Raw genomic sequence first — 21,999 nt, 5'->3', positions numbered from 1 at the left:
AATTACTTACATCCATCTAGGCTAGTACTAATTTTTACTTCATTTAAGGATTTTTTAACATCACAAACAGCAGTGGACGGATACTTCTCGTGGTTGGGATCCCCTGCTACAAGATCAGTAATGGCACTCACCATTCCTTCACCACCATCATCAAAATTAGAATATGGAGTCCAATAATCCATATTGGCTTTAACCATCACATCAAAAGCTAATCGTGTATTCCAATCGGGTTGATTGGCTAAAATATAAAATAAATGGTTGTATACGCCACTGGAATAATGAACATCCAAACCACCATAATATTCATCCGCTGTATCTATGGATTCACCATCCCGACTGGGCTTGTCCATCCAACGTAAAGCTTCCCAACCACTGGTTTCTTTCATGATCTCACCGCCAATCTGCCAGGTACTCTTGTTAACCGAATAATATTCAGCTGCCTGAGCGGCCATATCAGAAAAAGCTTCATTCATACCGCCAGATTGGCCGTAGTATTCAAGATTAGAATGCTGTTCGGTGAAGCCATGGCTTATTTCGTGCGCCGCCACACCAAGAGAGACTAAGGGATACATCATTGTATCACCATCTCCAAAAGTCATTTGCTTGCCATCCCAATAGGCATTCTCATACCCTTCACCATAATGAACCCGCATGACTAACTGCATAGGGGAACCATCAGAATTACTTAATGCATTCGCGCCATACCATTCCTGATACATATAGTGAATGACATGACCAGAGTACAGTGCATCATTGGTCGGAGAAGCAGCACCATTGTCTTTGTCATATCCATCTCCTTTATAACCTGTGAGATAAATATTGGAATCATTGGCAGGACAATTAAATTTCATTGCTTTATTTCTAGAACTGTATCGGTGCCCCATATCAATGACTTTAACCGCTGAATTTTCCATAAAGCAGGTTGCTGAACTGCTATCTCGAGTGAGATCTAGATGGGGCAAATCAACCCCGTATTGATAAAATTTGGTTTTACGGTTTCCGCCAAAACCTGCACCGCTCACTGACTCAGTTGCAGTTTTTATATCGTTCCATTGGACAAATGGTTTGTTGGTTTGTGCATCAATGATTGCAGTCGGGCGCTCTGGTATTTGATCCTGGTGAACCACTAAAACGCTTACTTTATAGGCCCAATGTGCATTATGTTGCGCATCGATATAAACCATAGGAGTGACTTTTTCATCCCGTAGTTCTTTACCTGTATATTTGGCTTTAAATTGTTGTAATGCCGCATCTGCATTTTTCACAAATGAAGCATCAGGTTGGCCTAATTCAGTTTGTAATCCTTCATATATCACACCATTCATTGCCACATTGGACTGTGCTTTGGATAACGATTTTACTGTATACATGCTATGCATAATGGCATAGCCACCATAAACAGGGAATCCTGCATATTGTTGCTGCAAACGAACATGAGTTATTTTATTATTATCAGTATGCTCGCTTATGAAGCTTAAGCTGTCTTTAGCGGGAGAGATGCCCTGAGTGGTCAAAGCAAATTTTTGCTTTATTTGCTCAAGAGAAGCCTTTTGTAAATCTATAGGTTCTGCGGCTCTCGCGGAAGAAGATATTCCTAGAGCCAAAGCAACAGCTAAGGGAGATAAATAGTAATTATGATGCATGGAAACCCACTCCTTATTTGCAACTTAATCTAAATTGAAAAGCAACTCATCTCCTGCCAAACCAATAATCCTTAAATCAAGCTATAGATGAACTTGATGGTTTCAACAGTGAGTCACACCTGTGAACACAACCATAAATCTAAAACTTATCCAAGCTAGCATAGTTTTGTAATTTTTTAAATTAATATTTAAAAATACTCGTAAGAACCGTTGTGAAATAAGGAGCATAGGGAGGGCAAAGTCTACACAATAAGGAAGCGGGAATCAGGATTAATGAATGTCGAAACAGGATTTATTGTCCTTAGGTGACTGAGTCCTGGTAAAACCATGCAGCCAAAGCACCTAAACCTAAAACAAGTAAAATCACTGCCAACGAAAATTGACCTTGTATTTTGGCCACAGCAATAATGCCGCTGGTCAATGCAGAAGTTAAATCCTGCATGCTGACGTACAATGCTGCCACTGTTCCGGCAATTTGTGGAAAAGGATGAAAAACCCCTGCAAACGCATTAATGAATGTAAAACCTGCCCCCATGCTAAATAAAGCGATCGGAACCATCACTGTAAGTACATTCATAATTCCAGCAATAGCAAAGCTTAACATGATTCCACCCCCGGCAATCATCAATAGAATCCCCAGGAACAGCATAAAAGAAACACCTTTGGACATCACTAATTGACTATTAATTATTCCACTCAAACAAATGGCGGTTGCAATAAAAATAGACAATTGGCCATATTCCAGAGGACTTAAACCCAATACATTTTGAAATAAAAATGGAGCGATAGTAAGATAAGCAACTAAACCTGCGCAGGCAAAGCAGGCACATAAGGTATAACCCAAGAATATTTTCGATTTAAATAAAGCAAGATAATTTTCTAATATCACACTGACCTTAGTGGCATTAGGATTAAGGCATTTGTTGGTTTCAGGCAAAACCAGAAGAATAAAAACCCAAAAGGCGATACCTAAAATAAATATAAATAAGAAGTTTGCTCTCCATCCAAAATGTTCTTGTATAAATCCTCCCCAGATGGGTGAGGCAACCAAAAGAAATGTACTTGCCATGCCCACGTAGGATCCAATTTTTGACAGATAGCGATCGGTGAACAAATCACGAATTAATGATCGCCCAACAGAGCTGCAAGAGCCGATGCCGAACCCTTGTAAGAAACGCCCAAGCGTCAACACAGTGACTGAATGTGCAAACAAACAGAAGAAACATCCTATAATACTTATCCCAATACCATAAATTAAAGGACGTTTCCTACCTACTTTATCAGACCAAGGGCCAAAAAAGGTATGTGAAATCCCAAGGCCAAACATAAAAATGAAAATAGTGAGTTGGATTGATGATTCATCACTCTTTAGCGCTTTAGTAATGGCAGGTAATGATGGGATATATTGGTCAATGGAGATTTGCACCAATATCATCATCATAAAAATTGCGAAATATATAACAGGTTGTACTTTATGTAATCCCTGCTGTGGATCAAGCATTTCCTGCATCAAAAATTCCTTTTTTCAGGAAGATGAATCATAATGGCATTTACATTAGGTAAATGATTTATTCATAATTTAAATTCATAGTTTAGGTTACTGTTTCAAAGCGAGCAAATTTTTCAATTAAAGCACGATTATAAAAAATATAAAAAGTGGAGATCATGTAGATATCCTCGGAGATATATAGACAATTATAGGAAGATCAGGCAAAATCTGCCAAAATTGCTTGATTCTACTAAAATATGAAAAAAATTCTGGTTTTGCATGGACCCAATCTGAACCTCCTGGGGACTCGGGAGCCTTCAATTTATGGAACGACAACATTAGATCATATCAATACTCGTTTAAGTAAAGAAGCAAGCCAAGCTGGTTTTTCATTAAGCTGTTTTCAAAGTAATTCTGAGGCAGATTTAATAAATGCAGTTCATCAGGCCAGGATTGATAAAGTAGATTATATAGTTTTTAATCCTGCGGGATTCACACACACCAGTGTGGTTTTGAGAGATGCCTTATGTGCTGTTGCCATCCCTTTTATTGAAGTACATATCAGTAATATTTATTCACGTGAAGCTTTTCGTCACCATTCTTATTTTTCTGACATAGCAATAGGTACTATCAGTGGCTTGGGTGCGCAAGGGTATTCATTAGCATTAACATCAATCATTGAAAGAGAATCAAATAATGGACATTCGTAAAATTAGAAAATTAATTGAATTGCTTGAAGAAACCGGCATTTCAGAAATTGAAATCAAAGAAGGTGAAGAATCGCTTAGGTTAAGCCGTCACAGTAGCGTGCCTACGGTAGAATCACCCCAAGTTCATTACATTTCTGCGCCTGCTCCGCGTCAGGAAGCAGCCTCTTCTCTAACTAATAATGCTGCTCCGGTAGCGGCTGCACCACAAGAAAATAAGCCTGCAGCAGCATCGATGTCAGGCCACAAAATTCGTTCCCCTATGGTCGGAACCATGTATACTTCACCCTCGCCAGAAAGTCCTCCCTTTGTGACTGTTGGTCAATCTGTGAAGCAAGGTGAGGTTTTATGTATTGTTGAAGCAATGAAAATGTTCAACGAAATTGAATCGGATCGCGCCGGTAAAATAGTAGAAATACTTGTCAATAATGGGGAACCTGTCGAATATGATCAGGTCCTGTTTGTCATAGAATAGAGGGTGCATCCATGCTCAGTAAAATTGTTATTGCCAACAGAGGTGAAATTGCGCTTCGTATTTTGCGTGCCTGTAAAGAGCTTGGCATTCAGACTGTAGCAGTACATTCAGATATAGATAAAGATCTATTGCATGTTCGCCTTGCTGACGAAACGGTATGCATAGGTCCTGCTCCAGCACAAAAAAGTTACCTCAATATTCCAGCGATTATTTCCGCTGCTGAAATTACAGATGCCGTAGCAATTCATCCGGGTTATGGTTTTCTTTCAGAAAATGCTGACTTTGCAGAAATAGTAGAACAAAGTGGATTTCGATTTATTGGGCCCAGAGCGGATACCATTCGTCTTATGGGTGACAAAGTGTCTGCCATTAATGCAATGAAGGCTGCCGGCGTACCTTGCGTCCCAGGTTCAGATGGTCCTTTGTCGGAAGATGATCAAAAAAATCTTGAAATCGCTAAAAAAATTGGATACCCCGTAATCATTAAAGCTGCTGGAGGCGGCGGCGGACGTGGTATGCGTGTTGTACATAGCGAGGCCAGCCTCCTCAACTCCATAGCACTCACACGCAGCGAAGCAAAAGCAGCGTTTAACAATCCAATTGTCTATATGGAAAAATTCCTGGAGAACCCCCGTCATATTGAATTTCAAGTGCTTGGGGATGGCAAAGGCAAGGCCATACATCTAGGTGAACGCGATTGTTCTATGCAGAGACGGCACCAAAAAGTAGTTGAAGAAGCCCCAGCACCTGGTATCAGTGCCGAGCTGAGAAAAGAGATTGGCGCCTCTGTAGTTAAGGCATGCCAGGACTTACAATATCGCGGGGCAGGTACGTTTGAATTTCTCTATCAGGATGGATGTTTTTATTTTATTGAAATGAATACACGAATCCAGGTGGAGCATCCAGTCACTGAAATGATCACAGGAATTGATCTCATCAAGGAACAAATCAAAATTGCAAGTGAGATACCCATGACCCTGACCCAGGAAGATATAAAACTTCGCGGTCATGCAATAGAATGTCGAATTAATGCCGAAGATGCAAGAACCTTTATGCCCTCACCCGGTATGATTAAGTTATTGCATCAACCCGGTGGGCCTGGAATTCGTTTTGACTCCCATATTTATAGTAGCTATACAGTGCCCCCTAATTATGATTCCATGATAGGAAAACTCATAAGTTATGGTGCAACGCGTGCCGAAGCCATTGTCCGAATGAAAAATGCGCTAGATGAAATCATTATTGAAGGAATCAAAACCAACATAGAATTGCACCAACGCATTTTCCATGATCAATCTTTTATCGCCGGTGGCACTAACATTCACTATTTGGAAAAAATGCTCAAGGATTAATGCTGTGTGGTTTCAATTAAAAATAGAACATTGTCCTAGCCAAGAAATAGAATGGTTCAGCACCGAGTTAGAGGAGTTCGGAGCGCTTTCGATCATGCTCACCGACAAAAATGACAATCCTGTTTTGGAACCGGAACCAGGGACAACGCCATTATGGCCTGAAGTGGTTATTCAGGCCCTGTTTTCAGAAGCCTTTCAAGCGCAGTACACACGCGATCACTTACTACAAAATTACCCTGAATTAACCTGTACCCTGGAGATATTAGAAGACAGAGACTGGGAAAGAGCCTGGATGGATGACTTTAAACCACAACGTTTTGGGCAAAACTTATGGATATGCCCTACCTGGTCGATTCCGCCTGAACCCAATGCAGTGAATTTAATATTAGATCCGGGTTTAGCCTTTGGTACGGGTACCCATCCTACGACTTCATTATGTTTATCCTGGCTTGAACAAGCCGATTTAAAGAATAAATCTTTGGTGGATTATGGCTGTGGTTCAGGCATTCTTTCTTTAGCTGCATTAAAATTAGGCGCAGCAGACGTACATGCTGTGGATATTGATCAGCAGGCCCTGCAAGCAACTCAAAATAATGCCAGATTAAATGGTCTGGATGAAAAAACATTAACGATTAGCATGCCGGATGTCCTGGTTAGTCCCGCTGATTTAATTATTGCAAATATTTTGTTGGCCCCGTTAATGAACTTGAAAGATCGTTTCAAACAATTATTAAATCCAGACGCTCTTCTGGTTGTATCCGGAATTTTGGAAGAACAAGCTTCCAGTCTTATTGAGACCTATGCTTCAGTATTTAACATGGTTCATCAGGAAAATCTTCAAGGATGGACGTTATTGGTTTTTGCTCACAAATCGTTTACAGAGTCTTAATTGAGGCTTTTACCGCTTAAAATATAGAATCAATTGATAAACCCATTCAGGTTTGATTTCATTTCACTGCCCGTGGTGGGAACTAATTTAAGGAAGTTATGATGGTTCAAGAAAATACATTTTCCACATTTAGACCAAAAAGAGCGCTGCTAAGTGTATCTGATAAAAGAGGCATCGTGGAATTAGGCAAAGTACTCCACCAATTGGGGGTGGAACTCATTGCCACCGGAAATACGGCCGCTTTACTTAGGGAGCATCAGTTGCCTGTTGTCGATGTGAGTGAATGTACTGGATTTCCTGAAATGATGGATGGCCGGGTGAAAACCTTGCATCCGGCAATACATGCTGGTTTGCTAGCCCGTGGAAAAAAAGATGAAAAAACTCTAAAACAGCATTCTATTCAACCCATCGATTTGCTCGTGATCAATTTATACCCCTTCGAGCAAACCATCAGTAGACCAGATTGTAATTTCAATAAGGCCATTGAGAATATCGATATAGGCGGTCCGGCCATGATCCGGTCTGCTGCAAAAAACCACGCCCATACTTTTGTCGTCGTAAAGCCTGAAGACTATGAGGAACTCATTCACTATTTAAAAAAACAAAGAGTCCCTTCTGGCTGGGGATTTAGTTTAGCTAAGAAAGCCTTCGCGCACACAGCCTCCTATGATGCAGCAATAACAAATTATCTGACCACTTTAGATTCCGACTACACCCCCTGTGGATTTCCAGAAATCCTAACTTGCCAATTTAATAAAATGACCGATTTACGTTACGGAGAAAACCCACACCAGCAGGCTGCTTTTTATGTCGATAAAAATGCAACGACCGGCTCTTTGGGTGCTGCGCAATTAATTCAAGGCAAACAGCTATCCTATAATAATATTCTTGATGCAGATGCTGCTTTAGATTGTGTGAAATCCTATAACTACGATAAACCAACCTGTGTCATCATAAAACATGCTAATCCATGTGGTATCGCTTTAGGTGAATCCTCTTTGGATGCATACCTCAAAGCATTTCAGTGCGACCCTACTTCCGCCTATGGGGGCATAATCGCTTTGAACCAGATATTGGATGGCGATACCGCAAAAACCATACTCGAGAAACAATTTGTAGAGGTTATTGTCGCGCCTGAAGTAAGTGCTGAAGCCAAAGAAATTCTTTCCAGTAAAGAAAATATACGCGTTTTATCCACGGGTTCTTGGAAATCAGATGAAGCCTTCCGCTTGAATTTGAAAAAAGTAGACGGTGGTTTATTGGTGCAAGAGCATGATTCACTTTCTTTGGGTAGTTATGATTTTAAAATAGTCACTGAGAAAAAGCCCTCCAATCTGGTGATGGATGATTTGTTGTTTGCATGGATTGCCGTAAAACATGTGAAGTCTAATGCCATTGTATATGCTAAAAATGGAGCAACATTGGGTATGGGTGGAGGCCAAACGAGTCGGGTGATGAGCGCCCGTATCGGGCTATGGCAAGCAGAAAAAATGGGATTTGATACTCGTGCTGGCGTCATGGCCTCAGATGCGTTTATTCCTTTTCCTGATACTGTGGAAATTGCTGCGGAAGCAGGTATTTCTGCAATTATTCAACCAGGCGGCTCGATCAGAGATGCACAAATTATTGCTTGTGCTGAAAAACATGGAATCATCATGGTATTCACGGGAGTGCGCCATTTTAAACATTAAATCGAAGGGTAGATATGATCGTAGCCTCGGTGAAGTAAAGTAAAACCTATTTGATGCTTTTTACCTCCAAAAGATTACCTTTTTCCCTAAGTTAAGAGTAAAACGCTTAATGTTCATTTAATAATATTATTGTATTATTTAATTACTAAATTTTATACAAGTGAATTATTGTGACTACTGTTATTATCACTACTGCTAAAATTGATATTCGTTGTGCCTTAATTAAGTATTTACTTGATCCTTCCTCTCAAAATTTAAAAGAACTGAGAAGAACGTGCATGGAATTACATACAGAAGCTCTCAAGGAGATTGCCCAGTTAGCTTTAGAAAAAGCTCAAAAAACTAGAAAAGAAGCCCGTCTAGGTGATATGGATGTGGAAGTTGATAATGACAAAATTAATATTAAAATAGATGAATTAGTTGGTCCAGCAATTGAAGGTATATTCGTCACTCGTGATCAATTAGAGGCTCTTAAAATAATCATGGATAATCTTCCCAAAATGGACGTTAAGTTCGGTATAGTATTAACAATTCTTAATCAACAATTAGAAAAGCAAATTGCCAGCGACGATCATTATAAGGCGTTTGCTGCAATTTATCCCATTGAATTAGATGCTCATAGAATAAAGAAAGATGACAAACAAGCAGGTAGGGCTGCTATAACTCTTAGTAGAAAGCTCCTAAAAATTACATCACGAATTTCTCAAGCAAATCAGTTAACCCAAATAGATGAAAAATCAATAACTCAAGCTTATGCGGATGCTCAAGGACATGGTATCGAAAAACACCGGGGGTTTAAAGAAAAGTTTTTTAATTTTTGTCGGATTTTAAGTTGTATCTACCCTCCCAACTATTTCCATTATAAATCGCAACCTTCCTTCTGGACTACTGTGAAAACAAAAACTCAAGAAGATATTGATAAATCCCAAGAAGCACTCGATATTTTTCAACAATCTTTTAAAATCAATAAAACTTGCTAATCATTGATAAAAAAACCAAAATATACTCCTGTTAAATAGTCTAACAGGAGTTAGAATGATTCATGACAAGGAACTTAACGACTTATTGCATGCAATTGCTGAGAAAAGCCTTCAGATAATTTCTGAAATCCAATCAGCACCGCACCACATTTCCACGATAATCAATCAGTACATCGAATTGACGGAACAGTTCCAGGAAGTGATGAGCATTCTCATTCAGAACCCGGAAAGGATTTGGGAAATGCAACTCGCATATTGGCAGGATGCAGTCAAATTAGCCCAAGCTCAATTACAGCATTGGTTAAATGGCACTTCCATGCCCATAGAAGATCCTCGTTTTCGAGAGGAAGATTGGTTAAATAATCCATTTTTTAACATGCTAACCCAACATTATCTTTTAGCAAGCCAGCATATGAATGCATTATTTGAACAGCTGGAATATCCCGACAAAAATACAGCGAAACGGTTACAATTTTTTACAAAACAATATTTGGATGCCTTGTCACCGGCTAATTTTCTCCATACAAATCCCCAAATTATGGACGAAACACTCAAAAGTCACGGTAAAAATTTATTGCAAGGACTTCATAATTTACTTTCGGATGTGGAGGTGGGTTCTCCTCGGTTTATTCCAAAAATGACGGACACAGAATCTTTTAAACTGGGTGAAAACATTGCCGTGACCCCTGGAAAAGTCGTTTTCCGTAACAGCTTAATGGAGCTCATTCAATATTCACCCCAAACAACCCAAGTGCATTCTGTTCCTCTCCTTATTATCCCCCCCTGGATAAATAAATATTATATTATGGATTTAAGCCCACATAATTCGCTAGTCCGATGGCTCGTGAAGCAAGGAATTACTGTATTTATTATTTCTTGGGTTAATCCGGATTCAAATTATTCCCATAAAAGTTTGTATGATTATTTAAATGAGGGTCCTTTAACCGCCATCCATACCATTCAAAAACAGCTTCATGTCGATCAAGTCAATACCATGGGGTTTTGTATCGGAGGCACACTTCTTTCCATGTTGGTTGCTTATAATAAAGCAAATCAGGAAAAATCCATTCGTAGTGCAACTTTTCTAGCTTCCATGATTGATTTTAGTGATCCCGGCGATATTGCTGTTTTTATTGATGAGCAGCAAATTGCAAAACTCGAAAATGAAATGAAATCAAAAGGGTATCTGGCGGGTAAGTTTATGGCTTCAAGTTTTAACTCACTTCGCGCCAATGACTTAATTTGGTCTTTCTTTATTAAAAATTATCTTCGTGGAAAAAATCCTGTTCCTTTTGATATTTTGTATTGGAATGCAGATTCGACCAACATGCCCGCCACGATGCACTCTCAGTATTTGCGGTGGATGTATTTACACAATGATTTAGTAAAGCCAGGTAAAATCCACCTGAATCATACACCCATCGATGTCAGTTCGATTGACATTCCAACCTTCTTTCTTTCAACTGAAAAAGACCATATTGCGCCTTGGAAAACCACTTATTTAGGTTTTAAAATAATGAATGGTCCCAAATATTTTGTTCTGGGAGGATCAGGGCATATTGCAGGCATTATTAATGCGCCTGAGGCAAAAAAATATAACTATAAAGTCAATCCACAGGCTCCTGCTACACCAGAACAATGGCTGGCAAAGGCAACAGAACATCAAGGTTCCTGGTGGCCGGAATGGTCTAATTGGTTAAAGCCATTATCGGGGAAGCTCATTCCTGCCCCGGAATTGAACCAGTTGCCTTTAAAACCGCTCATGGAGGCACCAGGTAGCTATGTTTTGAAAAAATAAAGAATATTGAGACCTTGCAAACTAGATATCCGCACTCTTTGCGATAAATTTATTGTCCAGTTGACCTGATAAAATATTTATTTGCATCTTTTTATTCTAACTAAGCTATTTCTTTCTCAATGGTTAGATAATCTATTTTACCTGAAGGTAAAACAGGAATTTTGCTTCCAGGAAACACTTTATGAGGAATCAGTAATTCCGAATAATCCAGCTCGCGAATCTTTTTGATGAAACTTGCTTTATCTGCATGAGCCGCTTCGCTGTATAAAATAATTTCTTCACCCTTCCTGGGATTTTTTTTGCTCACTGCCGCATGTAACAATTCAGGCCAAATTGAAGCAGCAACACCTTCTACTGCAGTAAGGGAAACCATCTCTCCTGCAATTTTGGCGAAACGTTTTGCCCGACCGGCAATGGTAATGAATCCTTCTTCATCCATAGATACGATATCGCCTGTATCATGCCACCCAGCCTCGGGGGCAATGATATGACCAGGCGGGTAAGAAAGATAACCTTTCATAATGTTTGGCCCGCGTATAATGAAACGTCCGCCTTCAGTAATGCCATCTACTGGTTGAATGATGCCTTCCATGTAAGGCAGCAGCATGCCAACACTTCCAGACATATAAGCAAGAGGACAATTCATGGAAATGACTGGAGATGCTTCTGTAGCACCATAGCCCTCGTATACTTTTACTCCAAAAGCCTCTATCCAATGCCGAATTGTTTCTGGCTTCACTTTTTCAGCACCTGCAAAAATATAACGGACACTGCTGAAATCATGAGGTTCTGCGGCACGAGCATATCCTGTTAAAAAAGTATCGGTACCGAACAGTATCGTTGCACCGGTTTGGTAAACTAGACCTGGAATAATTTTATAATGCAGGGGAGATGGATAAAAAAAGCAATGAATTCCATTGATTAAAGGAAGTATAGAACCTGCAGTTAATCCAAAACAATGGAATATTGGCAAGGCATTAAAAAATTTATCCCGGAAAGAAAAATCCACCCTCGAAGTGAGCTGGCAGCAATTTGCCTGTAAGTTTGAGTGAGATAAAACAACGCCTTTTGGCACCCCCTCCGATCCTGAAGTAAATAATAAAACCCCGGTTTCTTCCGGAGAAACGGGGTTACCGATAGCTCGATAAGCGAAAGATGGAAACCTTCCTTTAAGTAATCCTGCAAGTTTATGGGTAAATTTAATTGATGATTTAAAATCCTCTAAGAAATAAACATTAAATCCTGCTTTCTGTAATCCATCGACCAAATCCTCAAGCTTTGCGGAAGAAATAAACTGGCGGGCTGTATAAATATTTTTTACTTCTGCCACCTTACATGTTGCCAATAAGTTGTGAAGCCCCAGGCTAAAATTTAACATGGCAGGGATACGCCGATAGGCATGCAAACTAAAGAAGGTGATCATTCCTGCAATTGTTGTAGGTAACATTAACCCTACATGTTCGCCAGCTTGGGTTTGTTTTTTAATTTGTCGGCCTAAAATAAAACATCTCGCAAGAAATTGTTTCGGGGTTAATGGAGCACGGTTCGCATCTTCAATTTTTGCCTTATTCTTCGTACCCAATGCGACCCCTTGAATAAGGGCTTCAAACAGGGGCATGGGTTGAAAACTGTTAGCAAAAGTTAATTCACTTATCAACCGAAACAAACGAGTACTCATCCTATTTCTATCCAGAGATTTATTTTCGGTTTGTAAAAAAGATTGAGCCGGCATGATATGCAATATAATTTTGGGAAAAAAGCGAATAAGATGTTTGTCTTTACTAATAGAAAATATGCTGTGCTGTGCTCCATCAATACGAATGGGGATAACTGATGCTCCGGCTTTTTGCAAAACCATCCCCTGAGCATCAAAAACCTTTAAGCTTTCCTCCTGCAATCCAATACCTTGGGGAAAAATAACACATCTTTTTCCTTCGCGAATGGCTTTAATTAACGCTCTTGCAGCAAAGGCATTGGTAGAGTCGATAACCATGACGTCGGCAAAGAGCATCATCATCTTCATCCAAAATTTACCCGCCGAATGTGGAGGAAAAGCTACCGTAAGTTGTTCTGGTAAAAAGGCAGCGAGCAACAGCAAATCTATTTTAGAAGTTCTATTCGCAACGATCACTGAATTAGATTCAGGTTGATAATTTCCACGTAACTCTACTTTAAACCAATAGAGTAGTATTGCCCTAATCCACTTCCGAGTAAGCTCCTTTTGCTTTTCTTTCCATCTAACCTGTTCCATGTTTGTATCTCTCAAAAAACTTCGCTCAGGTTATACCCAATCAGGCATTTTTTTTCAAGATTGCCAGGCATATCCAAAGTGTAATAGACTCTGATAAATTGGTTTTTAAGGACTGTAGCCATAATTGATAAAGAGTTATCCTTGACTAAAAAAAAGCTTATGAAATTCCGGATGCTTTATCCCGTTAAAACATTCCTCATTGTTTTATCCGTTTTGTCGTTAATTTCTTTTGCGTTTTTATTTCATAACTACTCCAATGAAATCATCCAATGGATTGATCATCTTGGCTGGTTTGCACCGGTCCTCTTTTTAATTATATATTGTTTTACTACGGTTATGTTCTTGCCCACTATGGTTATGACTTTGGCTGGAGGCGCCCTATTTGGTCCCTTGTTTGGAACATTACTCAATTTAATAGGGGCTACATGTGGGGCTGCATTATCCTTTTTAATCACCCGACATTTATTTTATGACAGGTTTTCCCAGAAGAAGGAAGAAAGATTAAATAAATTAATTTCCGCAGTCGAACAAAAAGGCTGGATGATTGTTGCTCTTTTACGTCTACTGCCAATAATTCCTTTTAATATAGTTAATTGTGGATTAGGGTTAACGAAAATAAAATTCCGTATTTACTTAATCACGACAGTGATATTTCTTATTCCAGCAGAAATTGTTTATACCTATTTCGGTTATGCGGGAATGGAGGTTTTAAAGCAAGGTGCCTTTTACAGAAGCAGTGAAATTATCATTCTCGTCTTAATATTTTTATTGCTATGTCTTTTTAAGCTACTGCCCCTGAGATTTTCTTTTAAACGCCGAAATAAGAAGACAATTGACTAAGTAAAGGATGTTCAACTGAAAAAGTCATCTCATCTAAAGAGAGTATCGGGCGAACGCCCTGTAACGAATTAGTAACAAAAAGTATATCCGCTTCTTCAAGTAGTATTTTTGATAGGGATAGTTCTTTACAGGTGATGTCTTTTTGCGAGCAAATTTGCAACAACCTCGAACGGATAATACCGGGAAGCACACCATCTGAAAGTGGGGGGGTCAGCAAAAAATCATCTTTTATTACAAATAAATTGGCGCAAGTAGTTTCAGTTGCATGATGCTTTTGATTAAAAAATAAAGCATCATCTGCTCCCATGTCAATTGCTTGACGGCGTGCCAATATTGCTTCGAGATAATTCACAGATTTTACCTGATATATGGGATTCGCTTCATCTCTTAACCAGGGCACGCTTACCAATCTAATCGGATTGGTTGCCACAGTATAATTGAAAGTCTGAAAGATAAGATGGCTTACCTGTCCTCGTGATGCCAAACCTCGAGGCGCAGAACCCCCGCTCAGTATTGCTTTAATACCGCCATTGTATAAATTATCTTGTTTTATTTTATTGAAAAGATGTTCAATCCAATGTTCTAGAGAAATATCAAAAGGGATACCCAATTTTTTTGCCGAATCACTGAGCCGATGCCAATGCAAATCAGCATAAAATGGATTGGCTGCTTCAACTTTTATTGTCTCAAACAACCCTTCGCCTAAATAAATGCGATCATCTATGGGAAATGCCTTATAGCATTCCCCTACTGTTTCTACTCGCGTTCGTACCATAAGACTGTACTTTAACCCTCATGCCATCAATAGATCTTTTTTCGAGTCTTCAATGATAATAGGAGTTAATAATCCCCAAAATCATCCAATTCATCTCGTAAACGTTTTTCATCTAACATATTTTCTAATTTCCTGCGTGCATCTAAACCACGAGGAACGGTTTCCATTACCTCTGTTTCGACATCCAATTCACTATCTACATCGAGGAAATCTTCTCCGACTTCTACAACAGCATCTTCATCATCTTCAAACAAATCACTCATACCATTCTCTCAATGATTATACTGTACAAATTTTACATCCATAAGGATACCCATAAAAACCAGGACGGCTTATATACCTTATTTTTATTGGCTTGACTAGTTTTTTATTTAAAAAAAATTATTTAGCCTGAAAGTTTTGAGAGTGACAAAAATTTAAGAGTAATTCAATACCTTGAAATTTTATGATAAAAAATCAATAATTTAATATGATCTATACACTGACATTTGTATGACCGATCAAGTCAAGAAAGCGTTAAGAGAGACGATGAAACAAATACGATCCAAGATATCTGTTTCTTATCGTGCTACAGCTTCAAATCAAGTTTGTACCCGAATTCGCTTTTTAGAACAATTTCGATATGCCAACAAAATTGCTCTTTATTTTGCGGTGAATGGTGAAATCGATTTGGAGGAACTTTGGAAGCATGCGCTCTTGCAAGAAAAGACATGCTACTTTCCTGTTCTCAATGAAAAAAATTTAACGCTATCATTTTTACCAGCAACCCCAGACACCCCTTTTCAAAAAAATCGTTTTGGAATTAATGAACCAGATGTCAGCCCTGATTTAGCCATTGCAGTTGAAGACTTGGATCTGGTCCTCGTTCCATTAGTTGCTTTTGATGTGCGATGTAATCGTCTCGGTATGGGAGCAGGTTATTACGATCGTACGTTTAAAGGTAAAGAAAATTGTCCCTTATATGGCGTAGCCTACCAATTTCAACGAGTCGATGATTTTCTCGAGCCAGAACCTTGGGATATCCAATTAAATGCAGTAATTACCCAACGTGCCATTTATTGGTACGGGGGTTGATCAATTAGGTTAAAGCATCCGCATTGATTTCACCAGTGCGGACACGCACCACCTGTTGTAATTCATAAACAAAAATTTTGCCATCACCTATTTTACCTGTATAAGCTGATTTACAAATCGCCTCAATTGCCGGTTCAACCATTTCATCTGGCAATGCGAGTTCAATTTTAATTTTAGGTAGAAAATCGACGACATACTCGGCACCTCGATATAATTCCGTATGGCCCTTTTGTCGGCCGAAACCTCGGGTTTCGGATATAGTAATACCGGGTACGCCAATTTCCATTAACGCCTCATGAACATCATCCAATTTAAAAGGCTTTATTATTGCCATAATCATTTTCATAATATATTCCGCTGTGATTATACTTTTGTTAGACTCATTGCAAAACCAAACATGGAGTGATTATGTTCGACCCCAAACAATTTGATGATTTGGCAAAAAAGCTTTTTGCCGCTCTTCCTACCAGTCTACAAAATATTGAAAAAGACATTCAACAAAAATTTAAAGAAGTATTGCAAGCTGCTTTTGCTCATATGGATTTAATTACTCGCGAAGAATTTGACGTACAGACTAAAGTTCTAGCTCGAACTCGAGAAAAGGTAGAACATCTGCAAAAACAAGTTGATGTCCTCATAGCACAGCTTAACAAAGATCAAAAAGAATCGTAACAGCGAAATACTCAAGAGCTTTTGCATGACTTAGTGTTGCTTTCAAATCTCAGCTAAAGATAAGAAAGTATTATGGAATAACTACAGGTTATGCAACAACTCGGATAGGAAAATAATAAAAGCAAACGTCCAACTTAAAGGAATAAATTATGAATCTTGCATTTACTAAAACACGGAGTACCTTGGGAATATTAGCAAAGCCTGTATCCGTCGAAGTTCATTTGTCAAATGGTTTACCTGGATTTACTATTGTGGGCCTTCCAGAAACTGCTGTGAAAGAAAGCAAGGATCGAGTACGTTCCGCTATAATTAATAGCCAATTTGAATTTCCTTGCCGTAAAATTACTGTCAATTTGGGACCTGCAGATTTACCAAAAATTGGAAGCGGGTTTGATCTACCCATTGCACTTGGCATTTTAGCTGCTTCAAAACAAGTTCCTCAAAATAAGTTAGAGAATCATGAGTTTATCGCAGAATTGGCATTAAGTGGTGAACTTCGTGGTGTTTCCGCAATAATCCCTGCCGTGTTAGCAGCACATAAAGAGCAAAGCTTACTCATTATTGCCAGCGCGAATGCTTATGAGGCATCATTGACAGGTTATAAAAATATTTATAGCGCCAATAATCTGCGCGAAGTTTGCAGCTATCTATGTCAAGGAACTTCCCTATACGATTTACCGCCAAAACCTGATTCCTGCCTGCCTCAAGACACACTGGATTGGTCTGATGTCAAAGGACAGTTCCATGCAAAAAAAGCGATGGAAATAGCAGCACATGGTGGACACAGTATTCTTTTAAATGGCGCTCCAGGAAGTGGTAAAACCATGTTGGCAAAGAGATTTCCAACACTTTTACCTCCGTTGTCGGAAACGGAAGCCCTTGAATGCGTGGCTTTGAATTCTATTCAGGGTAAAACCTCTCTTTTTGAGACATGGCGTGTTCCTCCCTTTCGAGCCCCCCATCATACTGCCTCACCTGTATCTTTAGTCGGCGGAGGAAATCCTCCCAAGCCTGGAGAAATTTCTCTAGCGCATCATGGTGTTTTATTTCTAGATGAATTGCCAGAATTTAACAGGCAGGTTCTTGAAACGCTAAGGCAGCCTCTTGAGGCAGGAACAGTATGTATTTCAAGAGCAGCTGCCCAAATAGAATTTCCAGCCAAATTTCAACTGATTGCAGCAATGAATCCCTGCCCATGCGGACAATGGGGTAACCCCCAAGCGAATTGCTTGTGTAGCCCAGAGAGGATCAAACGTTATCATGCAAAAATCTCTGCACCTTTAATGGACAGGATTGACATGCATATATCAGTTCAAGGATTAACTCAGGAAGAACTGATCGCTCCTCATAAAACTGAAAAACAAAGTGACACGATTCGCGAAAAAGTTATCCAATCCCGTACGTTACAGTGGGAGCGGCAAAAATGCCTCAATGCTCATTTAAGCGCAAATGATTGTGAGCGATTTTGTGAGCTGGGAACTGAAGAAATAAATTTTCTACGCCAGTCACTATTACAACTTAAGCTTTCTGCGCGGGGATATCACCGCTTGTTAAAAGTCGCACGTACTATTGCGGATATGCATGGATGTACTAATGTCGATCTTCGACATTTACAACAAGCTTTGTCTTTTCGTCATACATTACATGTCCCAGCATGAATTGTTAAAAAAAATGGTTCAAAGTTTTTCTAAATAAATCCAATTCTAACAAACGTGATATGTAGCAAATTATGGGAACTAATAACCCGAACAATATAATTATAAAGATGGGGGGCATGGAGAAATTTTTTATGCCTACTAAATCGATGCCACCATAAATTTTTTTTCTGCTTCCTAATAAATAAATTAATAGGATTAACCCATAAAAAAAAGAAGAGAAGAAACTAATTCGAACTATGAAATTCGACATATGTTGGCTGATAACATAGTCCACGGGAAAATTAATAAGAAAGAAACACATAAGCCAAAGAAGCATTGTATTTACAGAATTACTTTTGTCTTTTGCAATCGAATACCAGACAAGCGACATAGGAAAAAAAAGCAATGAAAAATAATAAACCCATCCAAAAGGACTCAAAAACAACATCATTGCCAAGGTCAAACAAAACGGCTGATGATTAACCGGATCCTCTTCTTTTGGACCTAAATTTCTCCAATACCAAAAAAGAAAAATTAAAAAGAAAACAATGTAAAGCACTTCAATGACAATTAATGAAGACATTTTAGGAATCACTTGGCCGCCAAAAAAGAAGCGAAAAATAAAACCATAAAGAGAACCATTCCAATCGTCCCCATACCAAAATACACCGGACATCATTTTAAAATATTGGTCATAAACCCATGGACCATAAATGAATAAAGGAAGCACCATGGTGATGAATAAAGTAATCAGTATTGAGGCCAAAACTTTTTTACGGTTTTGTTTTAAGACAAAAAATAAAAGTAGTGCAGGGAACAATTTAATTGAAATAATAATACCCCACAAAAAGCCTGCTAGAAAGTCACGTTGATGTAAATAAAAATAATAACCGAGCATCATAAAGAACAATAAGATACTCCCAAATTGCTGGGTTATAAGATTGGTTAACGTGGCAAAACTTGCAAAGTACAAAAGATAAAGATATGCAGAGTTTTGCTGTAGAAATCGCTTAGAAAAAGCGAAGCGTAAAGAAATTGCGATACCAATAATTCCTAATAGCAAACAGAAAAAAAACCACACTAAAAGTGCATGGGAATAATTTAATTTTGACAAAAACATAAAACTCCATAAAACAAATGGAGGATTTAAGTTAGCAGGTAAAATTTTTTGAGTCGGTAAGTAGGTCGTTAAAAAATTTTGGTAAGGATTTTCACCCTGCAACAAAGCATGAGAGGATAAAAAAAAAGAAGAGAAATCAATTCGCTGGTAATGGTTAACAATAAAATAAAAAAGTGAAGAGTAAAAGAGCAACAATACAAGAATAGATAAATATTTATAGCGATTACTCATCGGTTTATATCCCTGGATTTCCCTGTTCTACGGAACTTCCTTAAAGAGTTACCAAATTATCCCATTAATGCATCATAGATTGCCATACGCACAAAAACACCATTGGCAACCTGATTTAATATATAAGAATTGGTTCCGTCTGCTACTTCATTATCTATTTCGAAGCCACGATTTATAGGTCCTGGATGCATTACCATGACATCAGGTTTACTATAGACAAGATTTTCTTTAGTTAAAGCAAAGTGACGCCTGTATGTATCCAGATCTAAATGCTCAGACTCTAATAGCCGTTCGCGTTGAACACGTAAACAAATAACGACATCCGCATCTTTTAAACCTTCTTTTAAATCGGGGGTTACCCGTCCATAATGTAAACGGTTCGGTTGCCAAATTTCTGGCGCCACTAAAACAAGGTCCCCTACTCCAAGTTGTGCACAAATGCATTGAAATGAATTGGCAACTCGCGAATGCCTGATATTGCCTAGAATTGCTATTTTTAATTGATCCAATTTAGGCTTCTGCTCTTGGATAGTCATGATATCCAGCAATGCTTGGCTGGGATGTGCATGTGTACCATCCCCTGCATTAATTATATGTACACTGCTTCCAATTTTATCCGCTAAATTTTGTTGTAAACCTTCTTGGACATGACGAATGACAAAAAATTGAATTCCCATCGCCGAAAGAGTACGAATGGTGTCTTCTATAGATTCTCCTTTTGTCTCAGAGGAACTCTGCAGATCCAAATTGATTACCGGCATAGACAAACGTTTTGCTGCCAATTCAAAACTCACACGGGTGCGTGTACTGTTTTCATAAAATAAATTCGCTACGGTGTGATGCGCATAAGAAGGGTATTGGTTATGATTTTTAAAATAAAGAGCGCGTTGTAGTATAGATTCTATTTTTTTACGGGATAATTGACTAATATCTAAAAAATGATTCATAAAAACCTTAACTTTTTAACTGTCAGTCAGTCTTCTAAAGTCTTTTTCCATTTTTCGCCATTCGCTTGCCATGAGAGAATATCTATTAAAACGCACTACGTCGAAGTAATAGATAGCTCAGTATGATCGGAATCTCAAAATTATTGGAATAAACTCTATTCGGGATGTTGCAACCATTGTTCTAGTATAACACAAGCCGCAATACTATCTACCTCTGATTGTTTGATTTTACGATAACCACCTTGTGTAAATAATTGCTCTCTCGCTTCTACAGTTGTAAGCCGCTCATCTACTAAGTGAACTGGTAACGAGAACCGCTTCTGTAATTCTTTAGCAAAACGGCGTGCAGCAGCGGTTGTATACAATTCACTGCCATCAATACAGGTGGGAATACCAACAATTAAGGCTTGGGGTGACCATTGGGCAATTACTTTAGCTACTGAGTTCCACTCTGGAACGCCTCTTAATGCATTAAGAGTAGCAAGTGGAGATGCACTACACGTAAGTTGTTGACCCACCGCAACCCCTATCCGTTTATAACCAAAATCAAAACCGATGTAAACAGGACTAGGCATGACCGATATTTGAACTAAGTTGATTCATCTTGATCCCTAATGTGGATCCCGCATAATCCCATCGATCTTCAAAGGGAATCTCATACAGTATCTCTGAACGATATGGGCAAACCAACCAAGTATTTTCGAGAATTTCTTTTTCCAATTGACGTTCTACCCAACCAGCATAACCTAAAGTAATTAAAACATCTTTAGGTCCTTTATCTTCTGCTATGGCGCGAATAATATCATTTGATGTAGTGACCGTCACCTCATCTTGCAGAAATAAACTGGAACGCCAACCTCCAAATTGTTTGTGAATGACAAATCCTCGCTCAGGTTGTACAGGTCCGCCAAACATTAAAGGCAAACGGCTTTGCTCCATGCGTACCGGTTCAATATGTAATTGTTCAAACACAATAGACAAAGGAAATTGCATGGGCCGATTGATAATTAAACCAACAGATCCTTGTTCATGATGTTCGCAAACGTAAATGACTGTCCTTTCAAAGTTGGGATCATTGAGGGAAGGCATTGCGATCAGCAGGTGATTAGCCAATGAGCTTATAATTGCCATGAACCCTCCCGAATAGTGTTTAATTTTTGTCTCTCTTTACTAATTATACACCATAAACAGATTGTTCAATTCTTGATCATTACTACAAGGTCATGTTACTCTGAAACTGATCATAAAATGGTTGCAGAAAAATTAATTATGGTAAACCCTAGTATTAATATTGTAGACCAAAATCAAAATCTAAGAGAGAAAAGGAAGAAATATTTATTTTGATGGATAAAAATACAAAATAAAAGGGAAAATGTATCCGAACTGCCATTCAATAGTTTTGTTCCCCAAAAAGTTTGGGTATACTTG

Annotated in this window: 21 protein-coding genes; 11 read left to right on the top strand and 10 right to left on the bottom strand. The window is 38.7% G+C overall.

Translation table 11 applies throughout. The features are described 5' to 3' along the window. Positions 1-2: 2 nt before the first annotated feature. Both proA and BU07_RS0103140 read right to left on the bottom strand, forming a co-directional pair. A complete protein-coding gene (gene proA / locus BU07_RS0103145; RefSeq protein WP_031563651.1) occupies positions 3-1,643 on the bottom strand; it encodes a zinc metalloprotease ProA in 1,641 nt (546 codons plus the stop codon). Between the two features lie 301 nt (positions 1,644-1,944). Continuing rightward, the gene (locus BU07_RS0103140; protein WP_031563649.1) at positions 1,945-3,153 is read right to left on the bottom strand and encodes a multidrug effflux MFS transporter; all 1,209 of its coding nucleotides are present in this window, start codon (positions 3,151-3,153) and stop codon (positions 1,945-1,947) included. 236 nt (positions 3,154-3,389) lie between these two features. Between BU07_RS0103140 and aroQ the strand changes: the two genes are divergently transcribed. The 7 genes from aroQ (at position 3,390) to BU07_RS0103105 (ending at position 11,024) form a co-directional block, all read left to right on the top strand. Beyond that, positions 3,390-3,842, top strand: coding sequence for a type II 3-dehydroquinate dehydratase (gene aroQ / locus BU07_RS0103135; RefSeq protein ID WP_031563647.1), 453 nt, complete (start codon positions 3,390-3,392; stop codon positions 3,840-3,842). Beyond that, on the top strand, positions 3,829-4,314 hold the full coding sequence (accB, locus tag BU07_RS0103130; protein WP_031563645.1) for an acetyl-CoA carboxylase biotin carboxyl carrier protein: 486 nt from the start codon (positions 3,829-3,831) through the stop codon (positions 4,312-4,314). The genes aroQ and accB overlap by 14 nt, the downstream gene beginning before the upstream one ends. 11 nt (positions 4,315-4,325) lie before the next feature. Next, positions 4,326-5,666 (top strand): acetyl-CoA carboxylase biotin carboxylase subunit, encoded by a 1,341-nt coding sequence (gene accC, locus BU07_RS0103125; protein ID WP_031563643.1) that lies wholly within the window; start codon positions 4,326-4,328, stop codon positions 5,664-5,666. Between the two features lie 4 nt (positions 5,667-5,670). Then, positions 5,671-6,555: a 50S ribosomal protein L11 methyltransferase gene (gene prmA / locus BU07_RS0103120; protein ID WP_031563641.1), complete on the top strand. Its 885-nt coding sequence runs from the start codon at positions 5,671-5,673 to the stop codon at positions 6,553-6,555. A gap of 101 nt (positions 6,556-6,656) precedes the next feature. Continuing rightward, complete coding sequence (gene purH, locus BU07_RS0103115; RefSeq protein WP_031563638.1) at positions 6,657-8,246, top strand: bifunctional phosphoribosylaminoimidazolecarboxamide formyltransferase/IMP cyclohydrolase; 1,590 nt, start codon at positions 6,657-6,659, stop codon at positions 8,244-8,246. Between the two features lie 278 nt (positions 8,247-8,524). Continuing rightward, complete coding sequence (locus BU07_RS0103110) at positions 8,525-9,226, top strand: hypothetical protein (protein ID WP_133134463.1); 702 nt, start codon at positions 8,525-8,527, stop codon at positions 9,224-9,226. Between the two features lie 55 nt (positions 9,227-9,281). Next, positions 9,282-11,024 carry a PHA/PHB synthase family protein gene (locus BU07_RS0103105; RefSeq protein WP_031563634.1) on the top strand — a complete coding sequence of 581 codons (1,743 nt, stop codon included), beginning with the start codon at positions 9,282-9,284 and terminating at the stop codon, positions 11,022-11,024. A gap of 100 nt (positions 11,025-11,124) precedes the next feature. Here BU07_RS0103105 and BU07_RS0103100 read toward each other — a convergent pair whose 3' ends face one another. Further along, the gene (locus BU07_RS0103100) at positions 11,125-13,275 is read right to left on the bottom strand and encodes an AMP-binding protein (protein ID WP_031563632.1); all 2,151 of its coding nucleotides are present in this window, start codon (positions 13,273-13,275) and stop codon (positions 11,125-11,127) included. Positions 13,276-13,434: 159 nt separating this feature from the next. Here BU07_RS0103100 and BU07_RS0103090 point away from each other — a divergent pair, with 159 nt between their 5' ends. Continuing rightward, on the top strand, positions 13,435-14,115 hold the full coding sequence (locus BU07_RS0103090) for a VTT domain-containing protein (protein WP_031563630.1): 681 nt from the start codon (positions 13,435-13,437) through the stop codon (positions 14,113-14,115). On the opposite strand, the gene BU07_RS0103085 is transcribed toward BU07_RS0103090, so the two are convergent. Both BU07_RS0103085 and BU07_RS0103080 read right to left on the bottom strand, forming a co-directional pair. After that, positions 14,084-14,890 carry an aminotransferase class IV gene (locus BU07_RS0103085; protein ID WP_031563627.1) on the bottom strand — a complete coding sequence of 269 codons (807 nt, stop codon included), beginning with the start codon at positions 14,888-14,890 and terminating at the stop codon, positions 14,084-14,086. The two genes, BU07_RS0103090 and BU07_RS0103085, sit on opposite strands and share 32 nt — an antisense overlap. Before the next feature lie 65 nt (positions 14,891-14,955). Continuing rightward, entirely contained in the window at positions 14,956-15,153 is a 198-nt protein-coding gene (locus tag BU07_RS0103080; RefSeq protein WP_031563625.1) for a PA3496 family putative envelope integrity protein, read from the bottom strand. 229 nt (positions 15,154-15,382) lie between these two features. Here BU07_RS0103080 and BU07_RS0103075 point away from each other — a divergent pair, with 229 nt between their 5' ends. Next, a complete protein-coding gene (locus tag BU07_RS0103075) occupies positions 15,383-15,964 on the top strand; it encodes a 5-formyltetrahydrofolate cyclo-ligase (RefSeq protein WP_031563623.1) in 582 nt (193 codons plus the stop codon). 4 nt (positions 15,965-15,968) lie between these two features. On the opposite strand, the gene BU07_RS0103070 is transcribed toward BU07_RS0103075, so the two are convergent. Next, the gene (locus tag BU07_RS0103070; RefSeq protein ID WP_031563621.1) at positions 15,969-16,310 is read right to left on the bottom strand and encodes a P-II family nitrogen regulator; all 342 of its coding nucleotides are present in this window, start codon (positions 16,308-16,310) and stop codon (positions 15,969-15,971) included. A 62-nt stretch (positions 16,311-16,372) separates the two neighbouring features. On the opposite strand from BU07_RS0103070, the gene ubiK reads away from it, so the two are divergent. Next, positions 16,373-16,636: a ubiquinone biosynthesis accessory factor UbiK gene (gene ubiK / locus BU07_RS0103065; protein ID WP_031563619.1), complete on the top strand. Its 264-nt coding sequence runs from the start codon at positions 16,373-16,375 to the stop codon at positions 16,634-16,636. A 149-nt stretch (positions 16,637-16,785) separates the two neighbouring features. After that, positions 16,786-18,294 (top strand): YifB family Mg chelatase-like AAA ATPase, encoded by a 1,509-nt coding sequence (locus BU07_RS0103060; protein WP_031563616.1) that lies wholly within the window; start codon positions 16,786-16,788, stop codon positions 18,292-18,294. 4 nt (positions 18,295-18,298) lie between these two features. Here the strand turns inward: BU07_RS0103060 and BU07_RS0103055 are convergent, their stop codons facing one another. From BU07_RS0103055 to BU07_RS0103040, 4 genes are all read right to left on the bottom strand, one after another. Further along, positions 18,299-19,624, bottom strand: coding sequence for a glycosyltransferase family 87 protein (locus tag BU07_RS0103055; protein ID WP_031563614.1), 1,326 nt, complete (start codon positions 19,622-19,624; stop codon positions 18,299-18,301). Between the two features lie 56 nt (positions 19,625-19,680). Then, complete coding sequence (locus tag BU07_RS0103050; protein ID WP_031563611.1) at positions 19,681-20,571, bottom strand: aspartate carbamoyltransferase catalytic subunit; 891 nt, start codon at positions 20,569-20,571, stop codon at positions 19,681-19,683. 155 nt (positions 20,572-20,726) lie between these two features. Further along, entirely contained in the window at positions 20,727-21,146 is a 420-nt protein-coding gene (gene ruvX, locus BU07_RS0103045) for a Holliday junction resolvase RuvX (protein ID WP_031563609.1), read from the bottom strand. Next, positions 21,139-21,702, bottom strand: coding sequence for a YqgE/AlgH family protein (locus BU07_RS0103040; RefSeq protein WP_031563606.1), 564 nt, complete (start codon positions 21,700-21,702; stop codon positions 21,139-21,141). The genes ruvX and BU07_RS0103040 overlap by 8 nt, the downstream gene beginning before the upstream one ends. Between the last annotated feature and the right edge of the window lie 297 nt (positions 21,703-21,999).

Source organism: Legionella wadsworthii DSM 21896 = ATCC 33877 (assembly GCF_000701265.1).
Taxonomy (GTDB): Bacteria; Pseudomonadota; Gammaproteobacteria; order Legionellales; family Legionellaceae; genus Legionella; species Legionella wadsworthii.
Note: the sequence above shows the minus strand (reverse complement) of the source record. Positions and strands in the feature narration are given on the sequence as shown.